This is a genomic window from Bacillus sp. GW823-FHT06B01 (genome assembly GCF_058952315.1).
Window position 1 is genome coordinate 357094 of record NZ_JBXAHR010000003.1, and the last position, 24589, is coordinate 381682.

Consider the following 24589-nt stretch of genomic DNA (forward strand, 5'->3'; position numbering starts at 1 on the left):
GATGAAGAAGACGATTGAAAAAATATTGAAAGACATTATAGATGCTACGTCTATTACAGATATGTGTGATAAAAGCGTTTGTCATTGGTTTCAACCTGTAGTAGATACGATTGTGTTTCCGGAGTATTACTTATTTTCTAGTACTCATGTAAAAGAAAATATTATTTCTCTTCTTATTGTGTTAGGGGTTTTACTAATATTTGGTCTAATTGTAGAAGAAATGATGAAGCGCATCTTCAGAAAAAATGAAGAGAAGTATATGTGGGTTCATAAAGTATTCGAGAAAGTAATAGTGGCTTTCCTTTTGTTTTATAGTATGAAAACAATCATTTACTTTATAGCTTTGAAACATCATTCATTCTAAATTTGAAAGGGATGTATAAAATTATATGAATGAAACAATATCGTCAAATAAGTTTCTTTATTTGATTTTGCTTAGTATTGTGCTGATCACGACAGTCAATGTTATTCTTCGCTGGGAGGAAGCTTATTTCTTTATGTATTTAGCACTCCATTTGCTAGGAATATTATGTATAAGTGGCGGAGTAGTTGCTGAAAAAAAGAGTGAAGAAAGCATTAATTATATGTGTGTGACCGGTCTTATTTTACTATTAGCTGTGCAAGGTATTATGAAATATAGTTCTTTTTCTTTACAAGATTTTAGTTTATTAGTGGATGTACTTCCTTAAGGAGGAACGTTATGTTATCTAAGAAGCAAATAGGATACGTACTAGTTTTAATTGGATTTTTTACGCTTATTGTAACGACGTTATTTTTTCAAGACTATGAATATATACGCTATATAAAAGGCGCTGGTTTCATATGTTGGGTTGTAAGTATATTTCTTATCCCAGAGTATGAACCGAAGAAAGTGTCTAAAAGTAGGTAAAACTCTTCTATTTGTAGAAGAGTTTTTTTATGTAAATAAAAGGCTCGCGAGCAATTCGCGTAATAAGCTTGTTCTAATTTAGCATGTATGAACTTACAATAATAATAGACAGGCAGCATAGAGGAGGGAATAGCGTGAGGAAGGTTATTGGGTGGTCACTTTTTTTGTACGTTGGGTTTGCGTTATTTATATATTGGTATTTATTTGGATGGAATCATGAACTTATTCCGGACATGTATAAAGGAACGAGTGCAGATCCAGAAACGTTTATGAATGCAAGAGAGCTTACGCTAAGCCAAGATTATTCGCGCGTGAAAAATTTACTATATTTTTTAGCGACGCCTCTTGAATGGATTATTTTATTATTTGTACTTGTGCTCGGTGTTTCAAAAAAGTTTGAGAAATGGTCGAAGGAAACGACGAAAATAAGTGTCCTGCAAGTTGCGATTTATTTCTTTTATTTATCACTACTCACAACAGTTCTTGCCCTGCCGATGCAATGGATTAGCCGAAAAGTGTCCGTTGATTACGGCATTTCAACGCAAAGTACACAAAGCTGGATAAAAGATCATGTTATCGGTTTTTGGGAAAGTTATGCGACTATGTTAATCGTAGTTACTGTTCTGTTATGGCTTATCCGTAAATTCCCGAAGAGATGGTGGCTAGCGGGATGGGCACTCTCTGTTCCATTTACAATCTTTTTAACATTTATACAGCCGGTCGTTATTGATCCGCTTTATAATGACTTCTCGACACTGAAAAATAAAGAATTAGAAACGAAAATTTTAGCGATAGCAGAAAAAGCTGATATTCCAGCTAAACATGTATATGAAGTAAATATGTCGGAAAAAACGAATGCATTAAATGCATATGTAACAGGAATTGGCCCTAACGCTCGTATTGTAATGTGGGATACAACACTTAAGCAATTAAAAGATAAAGAGATTTTATTTATAATGGCCCATGAAATAGGGCATTATGTTATGAAACATATATATTGGGGCGTTGCGAGTTATGTGTTGCTATCGTTTATAGGGATGTATTTAATTAGCCGTATTATAAATATGTGTATTCGAAAATGGGGAGATACGCTGCAAATTTCAAAAGTAGCATGTTTTTCAATTTTACCTTTGTTTTTCTTAATTTCCTCTTTATTATCTTTTGCATCACAACCAGCAACAAACTATGTTTCTCGTATAGAAGAACGAGCGGCAGATCAATATGCTTTAGACATGACAAAGGACGGGAAATCTGGTGTAAAAACGTTTCAATATTTATCAAAAACGAGTTTAAGCCAAGTGAATCCACCTGCGTTAGTGAAGTTTTTCCTATACACACATCCACCAATTTTCGAAAGAATTCATACGTTTGAACAATATGAGAAACAAAGCAAAAAGAAGTAGCGATTATGCTACTTCTTTCTTTATAGAGATATAAGTTTGATATTGGGAATATTTATCATTGCTTTTTATTGTGATTTTGTAAATAATAAGCTATAAAATTCTAAAAATCTATATATAAAGGAATAAAGGTGGAAAAATGTATTTTTTACAAAATTTAAAAGTGAAATATAAATTATTATCGCTTATTTCATTAGCAGTTTTAGGTATGGTAATTATGAGCTGTGTAGCAATTAATTCTATTAACAAGATTAAGCACGATACAGAGGTTGTAGTAGATGATTATCAACATTCTGTAGTTTTATTAGAAGGAATGCTTCGTACACAAAATTCACTAGAGTATAACTTACTAGAATTAATTACAGCGTCACCAAATGAGGGGACAAATAAAGAGGGGATTATTGGTAATATTGAAAAGGATCTTGAAAAATATGATTCTTTATTAAAAGAATATGATGATGGCTTCAATTTAAGTAAGCAAGAGGATGAGCTGTTTCAGAAGATGAAGGAATCTTTGCCAAGTTATATGGAGACATATAAGAAGTTGTTTGATAAAGCGAAGGTAACAAATGAATCTCAAATGGTAAACGAATTTCATAAGGAATTAAAACTGAAGGGAGTAGAGTTAGCTAGTTATGCTGTAGATCTAGAAGCGTATGTTTCAAATTTAGCTGACCAAGTATTTAAAGATTCTCAAAAAATGATAGATCGGTCCGTTATTACTTTTATCATTCTTGTAGTAGTTACTACAGTCATTATATGTATAGTAAGCTATATTATTAGCAAGCTTATAGTTGCTCCTTTACAAACGGTTAGTCGTATGATGGAAAGAGCAAAAGAAGGAGATTTAACTGTACATGGTGAGTATAATGCTAAGGATGAATTAGGTGTATTAGTAAGTGATTTTAACGAAATGATTGCAGGGCTAAGAACAAATATGCAAGAAGTAGAGAATAATATTCAGCTTTTATTCCAACATGCAGACGGAGTAGTATCTGCATCGGAAGTATCTAGTGGTGCAGCGAAGAAAATCACGATAGATATTGAAGAAGTTGCAAATGGCGCAGAGGGCCAAATGCAGGCAATGGAGCAAACTGCGGGTGCGATGGAAGAGTTGACACAAGGAATGCAGAGTATAGTGAATACATCATCCTCTGTAAATGAATTGTCTGCTCAATCAGCATTAGATGCAGAGAGTGGTAACAAATTAATGAAACAAATGATTCAACAGATGGATACAATCCAAAATTCAGTACATAACGGTGTGAAACAAGTAGAGACTATGAAAGAACAATCAGAAGAAATTGTTAAAATCATTGATGTTATGCAAGGTATTACCTCTCAAATTAACTTATTAGCATTAAACGCCGCAATTGAGGCTGCTCGTGCTGGGGAAAGTGGTAGAGGATTTGCAATTGTGGCAGATGAAGTAAGAAAATTAGCAGAACAATCTAGTGATTCTGCAAAACAAATTGAGAAGCTTATTACTCAAGTTATGGGAACAACGAACCATACGGTACATATGATGGGGAAAGTAGATAAGGAGGTACAGGCAGGTACACAAGTAGTAATGCATACAGAAAAAGTATTTGGAAAAATTACAGAAAAAGTACAGCAAGTATCTGAGCAAATTCAAACGGTATCTATGTCTACAGATGAAATTGCAGCGAGTAGTGAGGAGATTTCGGCTTCTGCAGAAGACATGGCTCAAATATCCCAAAGATCATCTGACCGCACTGATAGGGTAAAAGAGTCTATTCAACAGCAAGAAAAATCTGTTCAAGAGATCTCGGTTTCAATTGAACAGATGCATAATGCAGCAGGAGGATTAAAACAAATAGTTGCCCAATTTACTCTTCAAAAGTAGTAGTATATTTAAGTTTTAATATAGAAAAATTCCACTCAATAAATAAAAAAATCATCCTATATAACAAAGGATGATTTTTTTATGGGAATTTTGTGCAGCTGTCACTTAATATATTCTATTTTTTTACAATTTTCCGATTGTAATATATAATAATACGTAATGTTTTGGAGATTTTTCATTTGTAAAAGATAGTTTATAGGAGGAGAGAAAGGGTGTTCAATAAAAAATCAATGCCGGCTATAAAAATGATCCTTTCGATGTCTATTTTCGGATCAATTGGATTTTTTTCTACTCAAACAGGTTTACCGTCTTTTGAATTAGTATTCGTTCGTTGCATTTGTGCAACTATATTTTTAGCATTGTGTTGGCTCGTAACAGGACAGTATAAAAGTGAGAAATGGAATAAAAAAGAAGTAATGCAAATATTAGCATGCGGCGTATTTCTCGTTTTTAACTGGGTATTTTTATTTAAAGCGTTTGAAGTTATGTCGATTACAATTGCGATTTCAGTGTACCATCTTGCCCCCATTATCGTATTAATGATTGGTAGTATTGTATTTAAAGAGAGACTTACAGTATTTGCGGTTATGTCCATTGTCATTTGTTTTATCGGTACCGTTTTAGTAGCTGGAGTAGACGGTAGTATGTCGTTAGAGAAATTAATGTCATCTGGAATGGTATGGGCACTTCTTGCAGCGTTATTTTATGCTTTTACCACTTTATTAGGAAAAGGAATTCAGCATACGAGCGCATATGCGATGACATTTTTACAAACGTTTTTAGGTATATTTTTATTGCTACCATTCGTAGATTTTGGCAAGTTTCAAGGGTTAACAGAGATGAACTGGATGATGATTACAGCAACAGGACTTATACATACGGGATTTGTATATTACTTATTTTTTGACAGTTTAAGAGGTTTATCGACGAGATTAATTTCTGTATTAGTGTTTTTAGATCCTGCGGTTGCAATATTATTAGATACAGTCTTTACCGGGTTTAGACCGACTAGTATGCAAGTAGTAGGGATTGTTCTTATATTTGTAGGAATGGCATTTACTTTTCGCAAGGGAACAGAGAAGGATTTATCGATGAAGGAAAGTGCTACTTTGTAATTTGAATAAAATGATATTGAAAAGACGCATATATACTATTTGCGTCTTTTTGTGTCAATAAAGTGAAATTTAAAAATGTAAAGGAGTTCACAAAGAGATTGTAGAATTTTTAATATATAGTACCTTAGATGTGAAAGCTTCCTTTTTGAAATAAGAAAGAAGGAGGTATAGAGCAGAGAGGTAGTCGAAATGGTTCTTCTAGAAGATTTGCATTTTATCTTACATTCACCAACAAATTAATACTCCTGAAATAATGAAGTTCATTTTATTTGAAAATACTTCATATGTAGTATGGATAACTTCGTATTATCTATTATTTTTCTATTTAACATAAAATGGAAATAGGGAGAGGACAATGAAGAAAAAATATTGGGTGTAATGATGATTGCGACAATGGTAGGCGGTATATTTGCAGGGACGAATGTGGCCCCTGTAAAAGCGGAAGAATATCCGGAAACGATCGTATTTGAGGATGTTCCATACGGATTTTGGGCATATGATGCTATTTTAGATTTAGCTTATAATAAAATTATAGTTGGATACGGAAATGGAAAGTATGGTGTTGGAGACCTTACAACACGTGAGCAAGTGGCAGCTTTAATTTATCGTGTATTTGATATAGAAGAACAAGGGGAATATGAAAACCCATATGGGGATATCGATGAAAACTCAACAAACTTTATTGAAGAGATATTAGCTTTAACGGAACTAGAAATTTTTATGGGAGACGAGCATGGAAACTTTAGACCGAAAGCAACGTTAACTCGTTCGGAAATGGCGCAAGTGCTTACGAATGCTTTTGATTTACAGGCGAAGGGATCTCATACGCTTAATGATGTTTCAGCAAATTCATGGGCAAAGAATGCAATTAGTGCAATACAAACAAATGGTATTACAGCGGGAATCGGAGATAATAAATTCGGCCTATCCATGAAAGTAAAAAGAGAGCAATACGCACAGTTTTTATACAAAGCAATTTTGCATGATATGGAACAAGGACAGCAATAAGGTTTAACCAGTAAAGTAATATTTGAAAAATAATACAAAAAGGTCATTGTTGTATAACAGTGGCCTTTTTTGTATGGGATAAAGCGCGAAAGAAAGGTATTTTGAAAAAAAAACGAAATGAATTTTCAAAAAAAACTTCCTTTTCTGAAGATTTGTTATATAATATAAAACATAAAATCAAATCTGTTATAAAACAGTTTAAGAAGGGGATGCTAATATGTCGACGCAAACTTCACGGGTTACATTGCCCGGAGAAATGTTACCGGCGTACAACGAAATATTGACACCTGAGGCGCTTAGTTTTTTAAAGGAACTACATGAAAATTTCAATGAGCGCCGCATAGAACTTTTACAAAAGCGTGCGGAGAAACAAAAGAGAATTGATGCAGGAGAGTTTCCGAAGTTTTTAGAAGAAACAAAGCGCATACGTGAAGCGGATTGGACAATTGCCAAATTGCCAAAAGATTTAGAGGATCGCCGCGTAGAGATTACTGGACCAGTAGATAGAAAGATGGTTATTAACGCTTTAAATTCAGGAGCGCATCTTTTTATGGCAGATTTTGAAGACTCGAATTCACCAACTTGGGAGAATGCAATTGAAGGTCAAATAAATTTACGAGATGCAGTGCAGGGAACGATTTCATATAAAAATGAAAACGGAAAAGAATATCGTTTAAATAGTAAAACAGCAGTATTAATTGTGCGTCCAAGAGGATGGCATTTAGAAGAAAAACATATGCAAGTTGATGGGAAGAATATGTCTGGTAGCTTAGTAGATTTCGGACTTTATTTTTTCCATAATGCGAAAGCTCTTTTAGCAAAAGGAAGCGGTCCATACTTTTACTTACCGAAAATGGAAAGCCATTTAGAAGCAAGGTTATGGAATGATGTTTTCGTATTTGCTCAAAAATATATCGGTATTCCAAACGGAACGATTAAAGCGACGGTGTTACTGGAAACGATTCACGCTTCGTTTGAAATGGATGAAATTTTGTATGAGCTTAAAGATCATTCTGCTGGGTTAAATTGCGGAAGATGGGATTATATTTTCAGCTTTCTAAAGAGCTTTCGTAAACATAATAAATTTTTACTTCCAGATAGAGCGCAAGTCACGATGACGGCGCCATTTATGCGCGCGTATTCTTTGAAAGTCATTCAAACGTGTCACCGCCGTAATGCGCCAGCCATTGGAGGAATGGCAGCACAAATTCCGATTAAAAACAATCCAGAAGCGAATGAAGCAGCTTTTGAAAAAGTACGTGCAGATAAAGAGCGCGAAGCTTTAGACGGTCATGACGGGACTTGGGTTGCCCACCCGGGACTCGTACCAGTTGCGATGGAAGTATTTAATCACATTATGAAAACCCCGAATCAAATTTTTAGAAAACGTGAAGAAATACATGTTACAGAAAAGGATTTATTAGAAGTACCAGTGGGAACGATTACAGAAGAGGGACTTCGCCTGAATATTAGCGTAGGTATTCAATATATCGCATCTTGGTTAAGCGGACGGGGAGCAGCACCAATTTATAACTTAATGGAAGATGCGGCAACAGCGGAAATTTCTAGGGCACAAGTATGGCAATGGATTCGTCATGAAGGTGGAAAGCTACATGACGGTCGTAATATTACGCTTGAATTGATGGAAGAGTTAAAAGAAGAAGAGCTAGCAAAAATAGAAAGAGAGATTGGTAAAGAAGCCTTTAAGAAAGGGAGATTCCAAGAGGCGACAACGTTGTTTACAAATCTCGTTCGGAATGATGAATTCGTACCATTTTTAACATTACCGGGTTATGAAATTTTATAAAAACGAAAAGGGGATGGAACAAATGAAAAACGAAAGAATTGAGAAATTACAAGAGAGTTGGGAATTAGATACGCGCTGGAAAGGGATTACACGCCCATATTCGGCACAAGATGTAATTCGCCTGCGCGGGTCAATTGATATTGAACATACGTTAGCGCGCCGCGGTGCTGAAAAGCTTTGGGCATCGCTTCATACGGAAGATTACATTAATGCACTTGGCGCATTAACAGGAAACCAAGCGATGCAACAAGTAAAAGCTGGGTTAAAAGCAATTTATTTAAGTGGATGGCAAGTAGCAGCAGATGCGAACCTTTCTGGCCATATGTATCCAGACCAAAGTTTATATCCAGCGAACAGCGTACCTGCTGTAGTAAAACGAATTAATCAAACACTTCAACGTGCGGATCAAATTCAGCATATGGAAGGAAGCGGTGATACAGATTATTTCGTACCGATTGTAGCAGATGCAGAAGCTGGATTTGGCGGACAATTAAATGTATTTGAGCTGATGAAAGGTATGATTGAAGCAGGTGCATCTGGCGTGCACTTTGAAGATCAATTATCTTCAGAGAAGAAATGCGGTCATTTAGGCGGAAAAGTATTACTACCAACGCAAACAGCGGTGCGTAATTTAATTTCTGCACGCCTTGCTGCAGACGTAATGGGAGTACCGACAATTATCGTTGCAAGAACAGATGCGGATGCAGCAGATTTAATTACGAGCGATATCGATCCGGTTGATCAAGCGTTTATTACAGGTGAAAGAACTCCAGAAGGATTTTACCGTACGAAAGCAGGTCTTGATCAAGCAATTGCACGTGGTTTAGCATACGCTCCTTATGCAGATCTCGTTTGGTGCGAAACATCTGAACCAAATTTAGAAGATGCAAAACGATTTGCGGATGCAATTCATAAAGAGCATCCAGGGAAATTGCTTGCATATAACTGTTCACCTTCATTTAACTGGAAACAAAAATTAGATGAAAAAACAATTGCAAGCTTCCAAAAAGAAATCGCATCTTACGGTTATAAGTTCCAGTTCGTAACACTAGCGGGATTCCACTCATTAAACTACGGCATGTTTGAATTAGCACGTGGCTATAAAGAGCGCGGCATGGCAGCATACTCTGAACTACAACAAGCAGAATTCGCAGCAGAAAAACACGGCTACTCTGCAACTCGTCATCAACGCGAAGTAGGAACAGGTTACTTTGATGAAGTAGCTCAAGTTATTACAGGCGGTACTTCATCAACGACAGCGCTAAAAGGATCTACAGAAGAAGCACAGTTTACGAAATAAAAGGAAGGGGCACCTTTTTGAAGGGTGCCCTTGTTATTTTCGGAACGATTCGAGAGTAAATGGAAATACATCAACGGTTTTTCAAATATATCGACTTACCGACAAAAAAGACGATATTATCAAATCCACTCAGCTCTATGATCGCGAATAAACTGCATATCTTTCTCATAATGCTCTAAATGTCCTTCATCAATCATTCTTTGGAAATTCAAGTCACCTTCTTGTGCTTTTCTTTTCATATATGTACATAATGCTTCTAATCGTAGTAACACTATTCCTAAGTAATCTTCGTCCATACTTTTACCGTAGGACTGGACAAACAATTTCACTCTTTCTTTCATACGGCTAGCATGTTGTGCCGATTCATAATGAACTGCCTCACCCGATTCTGTATAATACACTCTACTTAAAGGTACACAAGTATAAAGCGTATAAGCGATATCCCAAATTCTCGGACCAGGAGCAGCAACATCGAAATCAATAATACCTACTGGTTTCTCGTCATGAAAAATAATGTTATATATAGCAAAATCGTTATGGCAAATAACCTCAATGTTATTTGGAGTAAGATCCATCGGTTGCCATTCATCTGATAAGGGAAAGTCACTTACCGCATCATGATAAAGGCGGAGCATCTTTGCTATTTCCTTTAAAACATCATTAGATCGCATATATTCTTTTAACGGATAATTCCCAGCGTCTCCTTCAATAAAGGATAAAATCTCTCTATCTTTTTCATCTACATCTAAAAACTTTGGAGCATGATGAAACCCTTTGTTTTCTAAGTGTTGTAATAATGTATGAATTTTTGCACTACCTGGCTTTAATTCTCGCCGAACAGTATTTTCAGAACGATACACATTTGATACATTTCCCCCTGTAAGCTTTTCTTCGTTGGTGTAGTTTGACATATAATCCCCTCCAATATAACGACTGTACGATTATATTGTAACACTTCAGAACAAGGGATGTAATCGTATTCAAATGATGTTTGTGTTCACTTCATAGTGAAATCCGCACATACTAAAATCAATTATTTACGAATGTACAATCAATTTAATTTGTCAGTTATTTTCAAAAAAGATTGTACATTTCATTTTAAGTATGCTATGATGAAGTCAGTTGAATAGTTAAATTAAGCAATCCATATATTATCAAGTGCCGAAAAACGAACGAGAAAAAGTATGTGAGAACTAGTTTATGTTTCGTGTTTGATAATGTGTGGATTCTTTTTTTATACAGGAAGACTAAAATAAATTGTGTTTTCTTTAGGAGGAAATAATTATGGCAGTAACAGGACAAGTAAAATGGTTTAACAACGAAAAAGGATTCGGTTTCATCGAAGTTCCAGGCGAAAACGATGTATTCGTACATTTCTCTGCAATCGAAACTGAAGGTTTCAAATCTCTAGAAGAAGGTCAAAAAGTTAGCTTCGAAATCGAAGATGGTAACCGTGGACCTCAAGCTAAAAACGTAATCAAACTATAATTTTATAGTTTATTATGGAAAAAAGGGATGGCTGCTGCCATCCCTTTTTTTGTTGTAATATACGATGGAAAAGTATACAAATGAAGTAATACTCGATGTTCGTAGTGGGAATAAAGTAGACCTACACAATACGATTGAAGAAATCTCATTCGCTCGTTTTAGATGAAGAAAAAATAGTCGTTTTTTTTGAAGATGAAGAAGAATAAAAGGCTTTCCGAAATGGAAGGCCTTTTACTCTTCTTTTTCAACCTTTTTCTTCGCGCGTTTCTTACATTCAGGGCATTTCGATTTACGAAAAGGCTTTGCAAAAAATAGTAGAATGAAAAATAAGCCGAATATAATGCTAGCTGAGTTTTTCACGATCACAATGCTACTGTTTTTCATTTGAATCGTTGGTTGCATTTCTTTTTCTTCCATAGTGGACCTCCATTTATTGGATTTTCCTTTTAATTATAGCAAAGTTAATTGTCGTGATGATGAAAAATGAAGAAGCAGTTGTAAATATTTATAGGTAGTATATATGCATTTGTATAGGTTTTAAATTATGGAATCACTATATAATTATTTTATAATTTGGAAGATGTTTGATAAATGATAAAGTATTGTAAAAAAGCGGAATCTGTAAACCTATTCCTTTTCGTAGATGCTAAAATTATATATGCAGCTGCTAATATAAATGGAAAAAAAGGAGACAGTAGAATATGGAAAGTAAAGTAGAACGTTATGTTGAAAACTATGTGGTAAATAAAAATACAATGGCCTTACTTCCTGTTATTCTAAGTGAAAAGAAAATTGTTACACGAGTTGTTGAGAGGGAAGATTCCTTTTTCGTATTTCAAAAGCCTCTAGATATTATAGAAAGAAGTTGCCGCAAGCATGGCTCTAGTTTCTTAGGCAGAAAAGAAGGAACGAAAGAGTTAACTCATATTACACATAAAGCACCGATTGCGATTAGTCCGGCAGATCAACTTTATTTTTTTCCTACTTATTCTTACTCTAGAAAAGAATGCTCTTGGTTGTCTCAGTTTTATATTGAAAGTAATAAAGAGTTAAAAGATGGAAATGTTATTGTTAGATTTATAAATGGCTTTGCTGTGAAATTAGAAATATCAAAAAGTAGTTTTGAAAATCAACAAAATCGTACAGCGAAATTGCGTACTGAATATGAAGATCGTAGAAAAAAACAAGGAAACCCTTGTTTTAAAGAGATTGATCAAAGGGATGAATCGACATTAAGACCGGCTTATGAGAGAGTGTATGTTGTTAGAGAAGAAGATGTGTAAAAAAGGATTTTAGAAGTAGTTTAAAAAATAGTATTGAGTCTTTTAATATATGCGTCTTTCCGAAAAATACATTTCGGAAAGACGCATATATTTTTCGGGAGAATATATATATTTTTATAATATAATATTAAAAGAGATTATATCGATTTCAAATTATAGAATTAAAAAATAGAAAGTGGGTATTAAATATGAAAAAAGCAGCAAGTGCAGCGGGACCAGAAGCTAAACAAGCGTTGCTAGATTTCTTTGCTTTAGGAAGTATTTATTCTGCTTGTTTTGAATAATGATATAGGAGTGAAATATGACTATCATCAGTACGATTTTCTTCTTTAGTTTTTCAGTGTTTTTTGTAATTCGTTATTTAAAATTAAAAAAGATATACGATTTATTAATGATATTTGTAGGTTTGTATGCAGGGCTTATAAATATGAAATTAATGAGTTTAAGTACAACGGTATCATATGTTTTAGATGCCATAGTTATTGTTCTAGTAATTATTTCTGTAATTCTTTTTCTTAAGGATAAAAAGAATAATTAAACGTTATTTATTAAAATTAAATTGAAATTCAAAAAGGACTACTTCAAAATTATAATTTTGAAGTAGTCCTTTTTATTATTTTTGCTTACTAAATTATAAAACTACTAGTTCTTTAATAATTGGAGAGAATACAAAATTAAAGTGTAAGGTTTGTTTTTCATATTATTTTAATTAATTAAAAGGTAGGTGTATTGTTGATATAAAAACCTCATTATGCGCAACAAAGTTGTTTTTGAAAAATATTGAGTGCCACTATATAGTATTTCTTTCTAAATATTGTCGAATATTGATAGATTATCATAGCATAATAATGAAGGAATTCTAATGGAAGATATGGAAACTTAATAATTACATCTCCATATGTCGTATCTACCATTTCCTCTTTCATATAAGCGATGATACAGTAGAGGTAGTACTTAGAGTAAAGGGGTAAAGTGTAGAATGGATTTTCAGACAATCAAAGAGTATTTTTCACCAGAAAATATGGATCATATTGTTGAAAGCTATAAAGCGTTCGGACCACTTCTTGGTATTGGTTTACCGATGATAGAAGCGTTGATTCCGGCATTGCCACTCATCGTATTTGTACTGGCGAATGCTGTTGCATTTGGATTTTGGCTCGGTTTTCTTTATTCTTGGCTTGGATCAGTAATGGGCGCCTTACTTGTCTTTTTCATTATCCGCCATTTTGGCCGAAGTCGTTTCTTTTCTTTTGTAAATAAGCATGAGAGAGTACGAAAGGCAATGGGGTGGATTGAAAGGAAAGGGTTTGCGCCAATTTTCGTCATATTTTGTTTTCCGTTTACACCGTCTGCGCTTATAAATGTTGTCGCTGGTTTATCTCGCATTAGTGTAAAGCAGTTTGGACTTGCGCTCGCGTTCGGAAAGCTTGTGATGATTTTTATTTTAACGTATATCGGTCATGATTTAATGTCATTTATTCATAATCCGGTGAAATCAGTCATTGTAGCAATTGGTATTTTTATTTTATGGTATGTCGGTAAGAAAATCGAAGTAAAGTTAGAACTACATTAAGAATAGTCTTCTTTGTAAAGGAAAGCTTCATTATTAAAGGATAAGGGGAGAAGCTGATGAAGAAAACTTTGAAAAAAGAAGGCATAGAGTGGATACGAACAATTTTAATTGGTGTATTATTAGCTGTATTTTTTCGAACGTTTTTCTTTTCAACGTACGTTGTAGAGGGGAAGTCAATGATGCCGACATTGCAAGATGGCAATATGCTCGTTGTAAATAAGGTGAGTTATCAAGTAGGGGACTTGAACAGGTTTGATGTTGTTGTGTTTCATGCGAATAAAAAAGAGGACTACGTAAAACGAATTATCGGTCTACCTGGGGATCAAATTGAATATAAGCATGATAAACTGTATATAAACGGACAATTCGTGGATGAACCTTATTTAGAGACGTATAAGAAAGAGACAAATGGACGACAACTAACAGGTGATTTTAAACTAGAAGAGTTAACGAAAGAAAAGTCGGTACCACCTGGATATATTTTTGTAGTAGGCGATAACCGACTCGGAAGCTGGGATAGTAGACACTTTGGATTTGTAAAAGCTGATACAGTTGTCGGTAAAGTTGATTTACGATATTGGCCAATTCAAGAGGTGCAAACGAATTTTTCAAAAGGTTGATATAATAGATAGAAGTATAGAAAAAGGCAAACTACTCTGTTTGTCTTTTTTCGTGTCCTATAATACAATTATAGTAGCAAACTAACGTTCGTTATGTAAGTGAAAGGTGGGGTTACATGTCACTTCGATTTGTGATTGGTAGAGCGGGAAGTGGAAAAAGTACACTTTGTTTACACGAAGTGCAAGAAGAGTTAAAGCAGCGCCCAAGAGGGGAAACAATATTATATCTTGTGCCAGAACAGATGACATTCCAAACACAGCAGGCGTTAATTGATAGTGAGGATGTTAGAGGTTCTATTCGGGCACAAGTTTTTAGTTTTTCACGGTTAGCGTGGAAGGTGCTGCAAGAAGTTGGCGGAGCGAGTCGTCTTCACATTGATGAAGCAGGCGTACATATGTTACTTCGTAAAATTGTAGAGTCTCGTAAAGATGGATTATCGGTGTTCCAAAAAGCAGCGGAGCAAAACGGTTTCTTTGAACATCTTGGTAGTATGATTGCGGAGTTTAAACGTTACAACGTGACGCCATCGAACGTATATGAAATGTGGCAACAATTAGATGCGCATAGTAGCAGTGCAGAACAAAAGCTATTAGCGAATAAAGTGTATGATTTACAACTATTATATGATGATTTTGAACGTGCTTTAATCGGGAAATATTTGGATTCAGAAGACTACCTACAATTGCTAGTCGAAAAGCTTCCACAGTCTGAATATGTAAATGGGGCTGAAATTTATATAGATGGATTTCATTCATTTTCACCGCAAGAACTAGAAATTGTAAGACAGCTTATGATTTGCGGAGCGAGAGTTACGATCACGTTAACGATAGATGAAAAAACGTTAGCGCAGCCAGTAAATGAACTAGATTTATTTTATGAAACGACGTTAACGTATGAAAAAATAATACAAGTAGCACGTGAAGAGAAGATAGAAATTGAAAAAACGATTCCGCTTATGGAACAACCACGTTTTCATTCGCAAGCATTAGCGCATTTAGAAACGCATTATGAAGCACGACCAAATGAAAAGTTTCACGGGGAAGCAAGTGTAACGATTAGTACAGCCGCGAATTTACGAGCTGAAGTAGAAGGTGTTGCTCGTGAAATTCGTAGACTTGTGGCGGACGAAGACTATCGTTACCGAGATATTGCGGTTCTTCTTCGTAATGGGGAAAGTTATTACGATGTGATGCGAACGTTATTTACAGATTATAATATCCCGCACTTCATCGATGAAAAACGCCCGATGTCACATCATCCGCTAGTAGAATGTATTCGTTCTGCACTAGAGATTATTAGTGGGAATTGGCGTTATGATGCAGTGTTTCGCTGCGTGAAAACTGAGCTTTTATATCCATTAGACGTAAGAAAAGAAACGATGCGCGAAGAGATGGATGAGTTTGAAAACTACTGTTTAGCGTACGGTGTACAAGGGAAGAGATGGACTTCTGAAGATCCATGGATGTATCGCCGCTATCGTTCTCTTGACGATACAGACGGGATGATTACAGACAGTGAACGTGAAATGGAAGAGAAAATAAATCGACTGCGCGACGTTGTAAGAACGCCTGTTACTCGTATGCAAAAAAGGCTGAAACGTGCGGGAACAGTGATGCAAATGTGCGAAGCTGTTTACTTATTTTTAGAAGAGCTTGATGTTCCGAAAAAACTAGAAGCATTACGTGTTCGTGCAGAAGAGAGCGGAGATTTCTTATTTGCGACAGATCATGAGCAAGTATGGGAAGAAGTAATGAGTCTTCTTGATACGTTCGTTGAAATGCTTGGCGAAGAGAAAATGTCACTTTCTATGTTCACAGACGTTATGTCGACAGGGCTTGAGGCGCTTCAATTCGCAAACATTCCGCCGTCATTAGACCAAGTGTTAATTGCGAATATTGATCGTTCTAGATTATCAAATGTGAAAGCAACATTTGTCATTGGCGTGAATGAAGGTGTAATTCCAGCAGCACCGATGGATGAAGGGATGCTTTCTGATGAGGAAAGAGAAGTTCTTAGCGTTGCAGGTATCGAATTAGCACCAACGACGAGACAAACCTTATTAGAAGAACAGTTCGTTATGTACCAAATGGTAACGAGAGCAACTGAGAAATTATATATTTCATGCCCGCTTGCAGATGAGGAAGGGAAGACGTTACTTGCGTCTAGCTTTATTAAGAAAATAAAAAGAATGTTCCCTGATGTGAAAGATACATTTATTACAAATGACGTAAATGATTTATCACGTTTAGAACAAATTTCATACGTAGCAACGCCAGAAGTAACGTTGTCATATGTTATGCAGCAACTTCAAACGTGGAAGCGATATGGATTTGAAGGGAATTTAGATTTTTGGTGGGATGTATATAACTTCTACGTAACTTCAGATGAATGGAAACAAAAAAGTAGCCGCGTATTATCAAGTTTATTCTACCGAAATCGTGCGCAAAAGCTAAGTACAGTTGTAAGTAGAGATTTATATGGAGATAAAATAAAAGGAAGCGTATCTCGTATGGAACTATTTAACCGTTGCGCATATGCTCATTTCGCGCAGCACGGTTTATCGTTAAGAGAGCGTGACATTTTCAAATTGGATGCGCCAGATATCGGGGAACTATTCCATGCAGCGCTGAAGAGAATTGCAGACAGGCTATTACGTGAAAACCGTACTTGGGCGGATTTATCAATAAAAGAGTGTGAGCATCTTTCGGCTGTAGTAATAGAAGAGATTGCACCGTTATTACAAAGACAAATTTTATTAAGTTCAAATCGTCATTTCTATTTAAAACAAAAACTACAACAAATCATTTTCCGTACATCGATCATTCTTCGTGAACATGCGAAGTCAAGCGGTTTCGTACCAGTTGATTTAGAAGTGCCATTCGGTATGGGCGGTACAGGATCGCTTCCGCCGATGGAATTCTCATTACCAAATGGTGTGAAGATGGAAGTAGTTGGTCGTATTGACCGTGTTGATAAGGCAGAAGACGAAAACGGTACATTCCTACGTATTATTGACTATAAATCAAGTTCAAAAGCGTTAGACTTAACGGAAGTGTATTACGGATTAGCACTTCAAATGTTAACGTATTTAGATGTTGTTACTTCGAATGCACATACGTGGATGAAAAAGGGAGGTACTGCATCACCGGCTGGTGTACTGTACTTCCATATTCATAACCCGATTGTTGAGATGAAGGGTGACGCATCTGAAGCAGAAATTGAGAAAGAAATTTTAAAGAAATTTAAAATGAAAGGACTTGTACTAGGAGATGCTGATGTTGTTCGTTTAATGGATAACAAACTTTCAACAGGCAGCTCTGATATTATTTCTGCTGGTTTGAAAAAAGATGGCAGTTTTAGTGCGCGTTCGAGTATTGCAAGTGAACAAGAGTTTAACGTACTTCAAAAATACGTACACCATACGTTTGAAAATATCGGAAAAGACATTACAGAAGGCGTTATTGATATTGCTCCTTATAAGAAGGGGAATAAAGCGGCGTGTACGTTCTGTAACTTCAAATCTGTTTGTCAGTTCGATGAATCACTCGAAGATAACCAGTTCCGTACGCTAAAAGATATGAAAGATAACGAAGCGATGGAGAAAATTAGAGAGGAGGTTGGCGGAGAATGATTGAAAATTGGCCTAAAAAACCAGAAGGTAGTCAGTGGACGGATGACCAGTGGAAAGCGGTTGTAGCGAACGGACGTGATATATTAGTCGCGGCAGCAGCTGGATCAGGGAAAACAGCAGTATTAGTTGAACGTATTATTAAAAAGATTATAAATGAAGAAAACCCAGTCGATGTCGACCGCCTGCTCGTTGTAACATTTACGAATGCAGCGGCGCAAGAGATGAAAAACAGAATTGGGGAAGCGTTAGAAAAGGTATTAATTGATGAGCCAGGATCGCAGCACGTAAGAAAGCAGCTTAGCTTATTAAATAAAGCTGCTATTTCGACAATCCATTCATTTTGTTTACAAGTAATTAGAGGATACTATTACATGCTTGATGTGGATCCTCGTTTCCGCATTGCGAATCAAACGGAAAATGAACTGTTAAAAGAAGAAGTATTAGATGACATATTAGAAGAAGAGTACGGAATTGAAGATAATGGTATTTTCTTTGAACTCGTTGATCGTTATACGAGTGACCGTAGTGATGATGACTTACAGCGTATGATTTTAGCGCTTCATACAGAATCAAGAGCGCATCCAAATCCGGAAAAATGGCTCGATAAATTAGTAGAAGCATACGACGTGGAAGGAAAGACAATTGAAGATCTAGTGTACGCTTCTTACTTATTAGAAGATGTGAAATTCCAGCTTGAAACAGCAGAGACACATATTCGTAAAGCGACTGAACTTGCAATGCTTCCTGACGGTCCGACGCCCCGCGTTGAAACACTGCAAGCTGATGTAGTTTTACTTGGAACGTTATCATCAGCTGCTCGTGAATCATGGACAAGTGTGTATGAAGCGATGCAAAATGTATCGTGGCAAACGTTAAAGCGTATTAAGAAAAGTGATTACAACGAGGATGTTGTAAAACAAGTAGACTCTCTTCGTAATAAAGCGAAAGATGAAGTGAAGAAATTACAAGAAGAGTTATTTAGCCGTAGACCTGAAAGTTTCTTACGAGATTTTCAAGATATGCATCCTGTATTAGAAAAACTCGTACAGCTTGTAAAAGTATTTACAGAGCGTTTCCAAGCGATGAAGCGGGATAAAGGAATGGTCGATTTCACAGATTTAGAGCATTTCTGCTTACAAATTTTAAGTGAACAAAGTGAAAATGGTGAAATGAAGCTATCAGCAGTAGCGCTTCAATATCGTAATAAATTTGCTGAAGTACTAGTCGATGAATATCAAGATACGAACTTTGTGCAGGAATCCATTATTAAATTCGTAACGAAAGATTCTGAGAGTGAAGGGAACTTGTTCATGGTAGGTGACGTGAAGCAGTCGATCTATCGTTTCCGACTAGCAGAACCAGGCCTGTTCCTAGGAAAGTATAAACGCTTTACGCAAGAAGGATTAGACGGCGGAATGAAAATCGATTTAGCGAAAAACTTCCGTAGCCGTCATGAAGTGTTAGCAGGTACGAACTTTATTTTCAAACAAATTATGGGCGAAGAAGTCGGAGAAATCGACTATGATGCTGACGCTGAATTAAAGTTAGGTGCTAGCTATCCAGAAGGTGAAGATGTAGCAGCTGAACTACTATGTATTCAGCAAACGGAAGAAGAAGTGCAAGACGGAGAAGAAGGTGCGGAAGTAGAAAAAGCGCAACTTGAAGCTCGCCTTATGGCGCAGCGTATTAAAGCGATGGTTGATTCAGGCTATGAAGTGTATGATCGTAAAATGGATAGTATGCGCCCTGTACAATACCGCGACTTCGTTATTTTACTTCGCTCTATGCCATGGGCGCCGCAAATTATGGAAGAGTTAAAGCTGCAAGGAATTCCAGTATACGCTGATCTTGCGACTGGTTACTTTGAAGCGACAGAAGTAAATATTATGATGAACGTCTTCCGCGTGATCGATAATCCGATGCAAGATATTCCGCTTGCCGCCGTACTTCGTTCACCAATCGTTGGGTTAAATGATGGGGAACTTGCGACGCTTCGTGCTCACGGGAAGAAAGGTTCGTTTTATGAAGTAATGAGCACATTCTTAAAAGGGGCACCACTTGAAGAAGAGCAAGAACTACATGATAAATTAGAGTGGTTCTATAACTTACTGCAAGGATGGCGTGAATTCGCGCGTCAACAGTCACTTTCTGATTTAATTTGGAAAGTGTACGGTGAGACAGGTTATTATGACTTTGTTGGCGGTTTACCAGCCGGAAAGCAAAGGCAAGCAAACCTGCGTGTACTTTATGACCGTGCAAGACAATATGAAGCAACATCGTTTAGAGGATTATTCCGCTTCTTACGCTTTATTGAGCGTATTTTAGAACGCGGTGATGATATGGGAACTGCGAGAGCTTTAGGTGAACAAGAAGATGTTGTTCGTATTATGACGATTCATAAAAGTAAAGGACTTGAGTTCCCAGTCGTATTTGTAGCGGGACTAGGTCGTCGTTTTAATACACAAGATTTAATGAAACGTTTCTTACTGCATAAAGACTTCGGTTTCGGTTCACAATTTATCGATCCTCGTAAACGAATTAAATATACGACATTATCGCAACTAGCAATTAAGCGTAAAATGAAAATGGAATTAATCGCGGAAGAAATGCGCGTGTTATACGTAGCGTTAACGCGTGCGAAAGAGAAGTTAATTTTAATTGGAACGGTTAAAGATGCCAATAAAGAAATGGAAAAATGGCTCGATGCAAGGGAGCATAGTGAATGGTTATTACCAGACCATATACGTGCCGGAGCGTCTTGTTATTTAGACTGGATTGCACCTTCATTATATAGACATCGTGATAGTGAAATGCTTCTTGAATTAGGACAAGGAAGCATTCCGGGTGAAATCTATGGATATGACACGAGCTGGAAAGTAGAAGTTGTTGACGGCAAAACGTTACTTGCACCGGAACCGGTTCAAGAAGAGAAACAAGAATTGTTAGAAGCACTTCGTGAGAAAAAAGCTGTTCCCTTGCAAAGTGAACGGAAAGAAGAAGTGTACGACAGATTAATGTGGAAGTACGGATATGAGGAAGCAACATCTCACCGTGCGAAACAGTCTGTTACAGAAATAAAAAGAAACTACCAATCAGAAGAAGGTAGCGATAATGCCTTTATTAAAAAACTACGTGCGCCAATTAAAACACGTCCTCGTTTTATGGAGAAAAAAGGATTAACGTATGCTGAAAGAGGTACGGCAGTTCACGCTGTTATGCAGCATGTTGATTTGAAGAAGCCGATTACAGAAGAAGTGATTCGGGAGCAAATTAGTGGCATGGTTAATAAAGAGCTATTAACATTCGAGCAAGCAGAGGAAATAGCGATTGAAAAAGTCATTTCATTCTTTGACAGTGACTTAGGTAAAAGGGTATTAGCGGCGAAAAGCGTTGAGCGTGAAGTGCCATTTACGATGATGCTTGCAGCAGAAGAGGCGTATCAAGATTGGCAAGGTAAGAGTGACGAAACAATTCTTGTCCAAGGGGTTATCGACTGCATGATTGAAGAGGAAGATGGTATCACTTTAATCGACTTCAAAACGGATACGATTGAAGGGAAGTTCCCAGGCGGATTCGATCAAGCGAAACCAATTTTAGAAGATCGATATAAAGTACAGCTTTCGTTATATGCAAAGGCGCTTGAAAAAAGCTTGCAACATCCTGTGAAAGAGAAATGCTTATATTTCTTTGATGGCAATCATGTTGTCAAAGTTGAGGAATAGAGGGACTTGAAAATGGCAATGGAAAAAACGTTAAGAACTTGTGAACAGGGACATGAATATTATAAAAGTAGCGATTGTCCAACTTGCCCAACCTGTGAGAAAGAAAAGAAACCAAAAACAGGATTTCTTTCACTTCTTTCATCACCAGCACGAAATGCGTTAGAGCACCATGGAATTCACACGATAGAAGAACTCTCAAAGTATAGTGAAAAAGAGATTTTAAAACTACATGGTATGGGTCCAGCATCCTTGCCGAAGCTTAGAAATGCTTTGGAGGAGAAGGGGTTATCATTTAAATAAAATGAAACAGTAAACAGTGGAGTTTTTGATAATATTGAATGAGGTAAAAGAAAAAAGTAGGAGATATTCTCCTACTTTTTTTTACGCTGTTCCAATTTGATCTTGATCAGCCACATCAGAATCAAACGTATTTGTTGCGCTAACACCGTTAAACGTATTCACGACAAATCCAACATTGGAAGCTCCGGAACCATTATAAGCTTTCGTATTTTCTTTCGGAGACACGTTATAAAAATCCCCTAAATTGAACGAACCATTACTGTTTTGAACGACGAGATTTCCAACAACAGAAGGCATACTATCCACCTACTTTACTAAGCTTTTTAATTACTATATGAATTATTGTGCGGAAGGTTCATCCGTAATATATTGGCGGATTTGCATAATACGAGAGTTATTAAAAACATAATCAACATTTCCAATTTGAAAGCAACCAGAATTTAAAAGTGTTCGCAATTCAACATTGTTTACTTCAATAAAAGGGCATTCATTTACAATGTTTAATTTTACATCTGTCGTTCGTTTTGGGATTGTGATGTGTTCATCTGTAAAGATTTCAAATGCGTCTAAGCGGCCTTCGTCTTTTATATAACAAGGAATTTCCCTATGGACGGCAAGAGCTCTACTTTTTAATTCCATTTGATTGGCATCTCCAACTTGAAATACGGCACTAATCCCTAAAGAAATAATAGAAACATTTTGGACAACAGACACATGATGTAACATAGTTTCTCAGTCTCCTTAACCTGGAGTAGGAGGGACATCTGTGACTAATGGTACAAATGGACCCTCTGTAACAGTTTCAAATGGTGTATCAAGAATAGAAGATAGTATGAGGAAATTTGCATCCCCAATTAAAAAGAGTGCGGACGACGATACACCGTTCATTTTAATTTGGCCTACTTTTAATTCGCGATTTACAACGTTAAGATTCATACATACTTACTCCTTTCGGAAATTGCCCGGTATGTGTTGAATAAAAGAGAGGAAAGCTTTGTCGATATCATGCTTCATTGCTTGAATAATGATATCCCGTAAATAATCTGGATCTGTTGAAATCCCTTCATAGGATTGCGTTTGTGATAAATAATAAGGAAGTCTATGCTCCATCTGTTTTTTTATGTCATCAACCATCATTTGTCGATACATTTCATCGAGCGGCGTTCTCTCTTCTTGTTCAAAATGGAGAATTCGATTATAGGCTTCTTCATCTAAGTAACGATGCATTTCTTGAAGGATGCCTTGGTAAAAATCTGGGTTTGTATCTGTTTCAGGATTTACTTTTAATGTTTCTGTATCCACTTGGAAATCTTCAATTTGCTGTCCTTTTGCTGAAAACGGATTTAAACCGATATTTAAAGTGCCATTTAAATTTTCTACTTTTAATTGATCGAATTTGTATTCCACTTTTCCTACAGAAGAGGAGGGGCGATTTTTTAATTCGTTAAGCTCTTCTTGGAGTTGGCGAACTTGATCTTCTAGGTTAAGGATGGTTGCTTGTTGTGCTTGAAGAGCTTGTTGAAGTTGGTGTAAGTAAGTATATATATCTTGATTCATTTTGTGAAACCTCCTTTTCAGTAGGGAGGGGAAAAATATTCCTGCTATATATTTATGACAAGGATGTCTTAAGAAGAACTAGTTGATGGTTTGATAGAAATAATTTGTCCTTTCGCCTGCAATGGGCGAAGAGGCTCTGTAAATCCACCGCTATTTGAGAATTTCGATAGAGCTTTAATACTTCCTGCAGTACCAATTTGGAATACAGAAGAGGTTGTAATGCTATCAATTCTAATGCTATTAATGATGATGCTTTGGTTTACATAAAAATTCAATGCAATCGCCTCCTCTAAGTTGAGCCAATTATCGCTTGATCAATTACATCTGAATCATTGACAGTCGTTGCGCTTTGATAATTGTAGACAGAAACGTTATCTCCGACATTAAAAGAGCCGGCCCCAGCAAAAGCGCGTGAATAACTAATAGGCCTAATCGCAAATACATCTCCAATATGAAAAATACCACTTGATCCAATATTGACGATACGAATATGTCCGACCATAGCTGGCATACAAAACACCTTTCGTTTTTAAAATTTTCTTTTCTACTATTGTATGGGCGTTTTCAATAAAATGTGTTTTTTTTTATAAAAGAAACACACACGTTATTGCGTGTGTGTATTGAGTGTTTGATTAGGGTGAAAATCCGTATGTACATGCCAAATTACATTTAAGAGCCTGTCCAGTTCTTGGCTACAATCCACTGTTTTTTGAGAAGTCATTCCGTAGCGTTCAGCAAAATAAATCATTTTTTCACGTTTTTTTTCAATCGCTTGCTCAAACATTGAAATCGGCTCCATCTCTAAATGAAATTTTTAGTATATATGTAGTACATATTATACAAAAAACCAATAAAAAAGAAACACCTTCGCTAAAAAAAGTAAAATTTCTACATTTTATGCCAAATATAAAGGAGTAACGAATAGAATATGAGAAGAATATTGTAAAAATTAGCGTGCATGAGAAGGTTTTTTTCTAACGGATGCGAATACAATTAAAGGTCATGAGTTTTAGGATGGAGAGTGGAAA

The 24589-nt window shown here is 36.2% G+C and carries 25 protein-coding genes and 1 pseudogene; 17 read left to right on the forward strand and 9 right to left on the reverse strand.

Annotation, left to right across the window (positions count from 1 at the left end):
* The first annotated feature begins 1 nt into the window (after nt 1).
* The 10 genes and pseudogenes from AC1Q8N_RS15005 to aceA all read left to right on the forward strand — a co-directional run bounded on the left by AC1Q8N_RS15005 (nt 2) and on the right by aceA (nt 9386).
* Entirely contained in the window at nt 2–364 is a 363-nt protein-coding gene (locus tag AC1Q8N_RS15005) for a hypothetical protein (RefSeq protein ID WP_141497524.1), read from the forward strand.
* Nucleotides 365–389: 25 nt separating this feature from the next.
* Nucleotides 390–689: a DUF2101 family protein gene (locus AC1Q8N_RS15010; protein ID WP_048545250.1), complete on the forward strand. Its 300-nt coding sequence runs from the start codon at nt 390–392 to the stop codon at nt 687–689.
* Nucleotides 690–700: 11 nt separating this feature from the next.
* On the forward strand, nt 701–889 hold the full coding sequence (locus AC1Q8N_RS15015; protein WP_098077664.1) for a hypothetical protein: 189 nt from the start codon (nt 701–703) through the stop codon (nt 887–889).
* 134 nt (nt 890–1023) lie between these two features.
* On the forward strand, nt 1024–2292 hold the full coding sequence (locus tag AC1Q8N_RS15020) for a M48 family metallopeptidase (protein WP_141519984.1): 1269 nt from the start codon (nt 1024–1026) through the stop codon (nt 2290–2292).
* A 136-nt stretch (nt 2293–2428) separates the two neighbouring features.
* Nucleotides 2429–3208 (forward strand): annotated as a pseudogene (locus AC1Q8N_RS15025) (MCP four helix bundle domain-containing protein); the annotation flags it as partial.
* Between the two features lie 156 nt (nt 3209–3364).
* Nucleotides 3365–4156, forward strand: coding sequence for a methyl-accepting chemotaxis protein (locus AC1Q8N_RS15030; RefSeq protein WP_412678042.1), 792 nt, complete (start codon nt 3365–3367; stop codon nt 4154–4156).
* Between the two features lie 212 nt (nt 4157–4368).
* Nucleotides 4369–5271 (forward strand): DMT family transporter, encoded by a 903-nt coding sequence (locus AC1Q8N_RS15035; protein ID WP_074651410.1) that lies wholly within the window; start codon nt 4369–4371, stop codon nt 5269–5271.
* 381 nt (nt 5272–5652) lie between these two features.
* On the forward strand, nt 5653–6279 hold the full coding sequence (locus tag AC1Q8N_RS15040) for an S-layer homology domain-containing protein (protein ID WP_306472354.1): 627 nt from the start codon (nt 5653–5655) through the stop codon (nt 6277–6279).
* A gap of 217 nt (nt 6280–6496) precedes the next feature.
* Nucleotides 6497–8086, forward strand: a complete 1590-nt coding sequence (aceB, locus tag AC1Q8N_RS15045; RefSeq protein ID WP_098077673.1) for a malate synthase A — start codon at nt 6497–6499, stop codon at nt 8084–8086.
* A 22-nt stretch (nt 8087–8108) separates the two neighbouring features.
* The gene (aceA, locus tag AC1Q8N_RS15050; protein WP_404518769.1) at nt 8109–9386 is read left to right on the forward strand and encodes an isocitrate lyase; all 1278 of its coding nucleotides are present in this window, start codon (nt 8109–8111) and stop codon (nt 9384–9386) included.
* A 119-nt stretch (nt 9387–9505) separates the two neighbouring features.
* Here aceA and AC1Q8N_RS15055 read toward each other — a convergent pair whose 3' ends face one another.
* Entirely contained in the window at nt 9506–10297 is a 792-nt protein-coding gene (locus tag AC1Q8N_RS15055; RefSeq protein ID WP_098077676.1) for a phosphotransferase, read from the reverse strand.
* A gap of 373 nt (nt 10298–10670) precedes the next feature.
* Between AC1Q8N_RS15055 and cspA the strand changes: the two genes are divergently transcribed.
* On the forward strand, nt 10671–10874 hold the full coding sequence (gene cspA, locus AC1Q8N_RS15060; RefSeq protein ID WP_000301521.1) for an RNA chaperone/antiterminator CspA: 204 nt from the start codon (nt 10671–10673) through the stop codon (nt 10872–10874).
* A gap of 231 nt (nt 10875–11105) precedes the next feature.
* Here cspA and AC1Q8N_RS15065 read toward each other — a convergent pair whose 3' ends face one another.
* Nucleotides 11106–11291, reverse strand: a complete 186-nt coding sequence (locus AC1Q8N_RS15065) for a hypothetical protein (protein ID WP_000391436.1) — start codon at nt 11289–11291, stop codon at nt 11106–11108.
* 284 nt (nt 11292–11575) lie between these two features.
* Between AC1Q8N_RS15065 and AC1Q8N_RS15070 the strand changes: the two genes are divergently transcribed.
* From AC1Q8N_RS15070 to AC1Q8N_RS15095, 6 genes are all read left to right on the forward strand, one after another.
* Nucleotides 11576–12157: a competence protein ComK gene (locus AC1Q8N_RS15070; protein ID WP_048545237.1), complete on the forward strand. Its 582-nt coding sequence runs from the start codon at nt 11576–11578 to the stop codon at nt 12155–12157.
* Between the two features lie 979 nt (nt 12158–13136).
* Nucleotides 13137–13730, forward strand: a complete 594-nt coding sequence (locus AC1Q8N_RS15075) for a TVP38/TMEM64 family protein (protein ID WP_000347517.1) — start codon at nt 13137–13139, stop codon at nt 13728–13730.
* Between the two features lie 56 nt (nt 13731–13786).
* The gene (gene lepB, locus AC1Q8N_RS15080; protein ID WP_048545235.1) at nt 13787–14350 is read left to right on the forward strand and encodes a signal peptidase I; all 564 of its coding nucleotides are present in this window, start codon (nt 13787–13789) and stop codon (nt 14348–14350) included.
* 116 nt (nt 14351–14466) lie between these two features.
* Complete coding sequence (addB, locus tag AC1Q8N_RS15085; protein ID WP_098077685.1) at nt 14467–17982, forward strand: helicase-exonuclease AddAB subunit AddB; 3516 nt, start codon at nt 14467–14469, stop codon at nt 17980–17982.
* Nucleotides 17979–21704, forward strand: coding sequence for a helicase-exonuclease AddAB subunit AddA (gene addA / locus AC1Q8N_RS15090; RefSeq protein WP_098077689.1), 3726 nt, complete (start codon nt 17979–17981; stop codon nt 21702–21704). Before addB ends, addA begins: the two co-directional genes overlap by 4 nt.
* Before the next feature lie 12 nt (nt 21705–21716).
* Complete coding sequence (locus AC1Q8N_RS15095) at nt 21717–22004, forward strand: RNA polymerase alpha subunit C-terminal domain-containing protein (RefSeq protein ID WP_098077692.1); 288 nt, start codon at nt 21717–21719, stop codon at nt 22002–22004.
* 81 nt (nt 22005–22085) lie between these two features.
* Here AC1Q8N_RS15095 and gerPF read toward each other — a convergent pair whose 3' ends face one another.
* The 7 genes from gerPF to AC1Q8N_RS15130 all read right to left on the reverse strand — a co-directional run bounded on the left by gerPF (nt 22086) and on the right by AC1Q8N_RS15130 (nt 24345).
* Nucleotides 22086–22301: a spore germination protein GerPF gene (gene gerPF, locus AC1Q8N_RS15100; RefSeq protein ID WP_001141566.1), complete on the reverse strand. Its 216-nt coding sequence runs from the start codon at nt 22299–22301 to the stop codon at nt 22086–22088.
* 42 nt (nt 22302–22343) lie between these two features.
* The gene (locus tag AC1Q8N_RS15105) at nt 22344–22730 is read right to left on the reverse strand and encodes a spore germination protein GerPE (protein ID WP_000902337.1); all 387 of its coding nucleotides are present in this window, start codon (nt 22728–22730) and stop codon (nt 22344–22346) included.
* A 15-nt stretch (nt 22731–22745) separates the two neighbouring features.
* Nucleotides 22746–22940 (reverse strand): spore germination protein GerPD, encoded by a 195-nt coding sequence (gene gerPD, locus AC1Q8N_RS15110; RefSeq protein ID WP_001052804.1) that lies wholly within the window; start codon nt 22938–22940, stop codon nt 22746–22748.
* A 6-nt stretch (nt 22941–22946) separates the two neighbouring features.
* Nucleotides 22947–23561, reverse strand: coding sequence for a spore germination protein GerPC (gerPC, locus tag AC1Q8N_RS15115; RefSeq protein ID WP_001070746.1), 615 nt, complete (start codon nt 23559–23561; stop codon nt 22947–22949).
* A gap of 68 nt (nt 23562–23629) precedes the next feature.
* Nucleotides 23630–23836, reverse strand: coding sequence for a spore germination protein GerPB (gene gerPB / locus AC1Q8N_RS15120; protein WP_001012513.1), 207 nt, complete (start codon nt 23834–23836; stop codon nt 23630–23632).
* Between the two features lie 14 nt (nt 23837–23850).
* Nucleotides 23851–24072, reverse strand: a complete 222-nt coding sequence (gene gerPA, locus AC1Q8N_RS15125) for a spore germination protein GerPA (protein WP_001111187.1) — start codon at nt 24070–24072, stop codon at nt 23851–23853.
* A gap of 93 nt (nt 24073–24165) precedes the next feature.
* Nucleotides 24166–24345, reverse strand: a complete 180-nt coding sequence (locus tag AC1Q8N_RS15130; RefSeq protein WP_000462847.1) for an aspartyl-phosphate phosphatase Spo0E family protein — start codon at nt 24343–24345, stop codon at nt 24166–24168.
* Between the last annotated feature and the right edge of the window lie 244 nt (nt 24346–24589).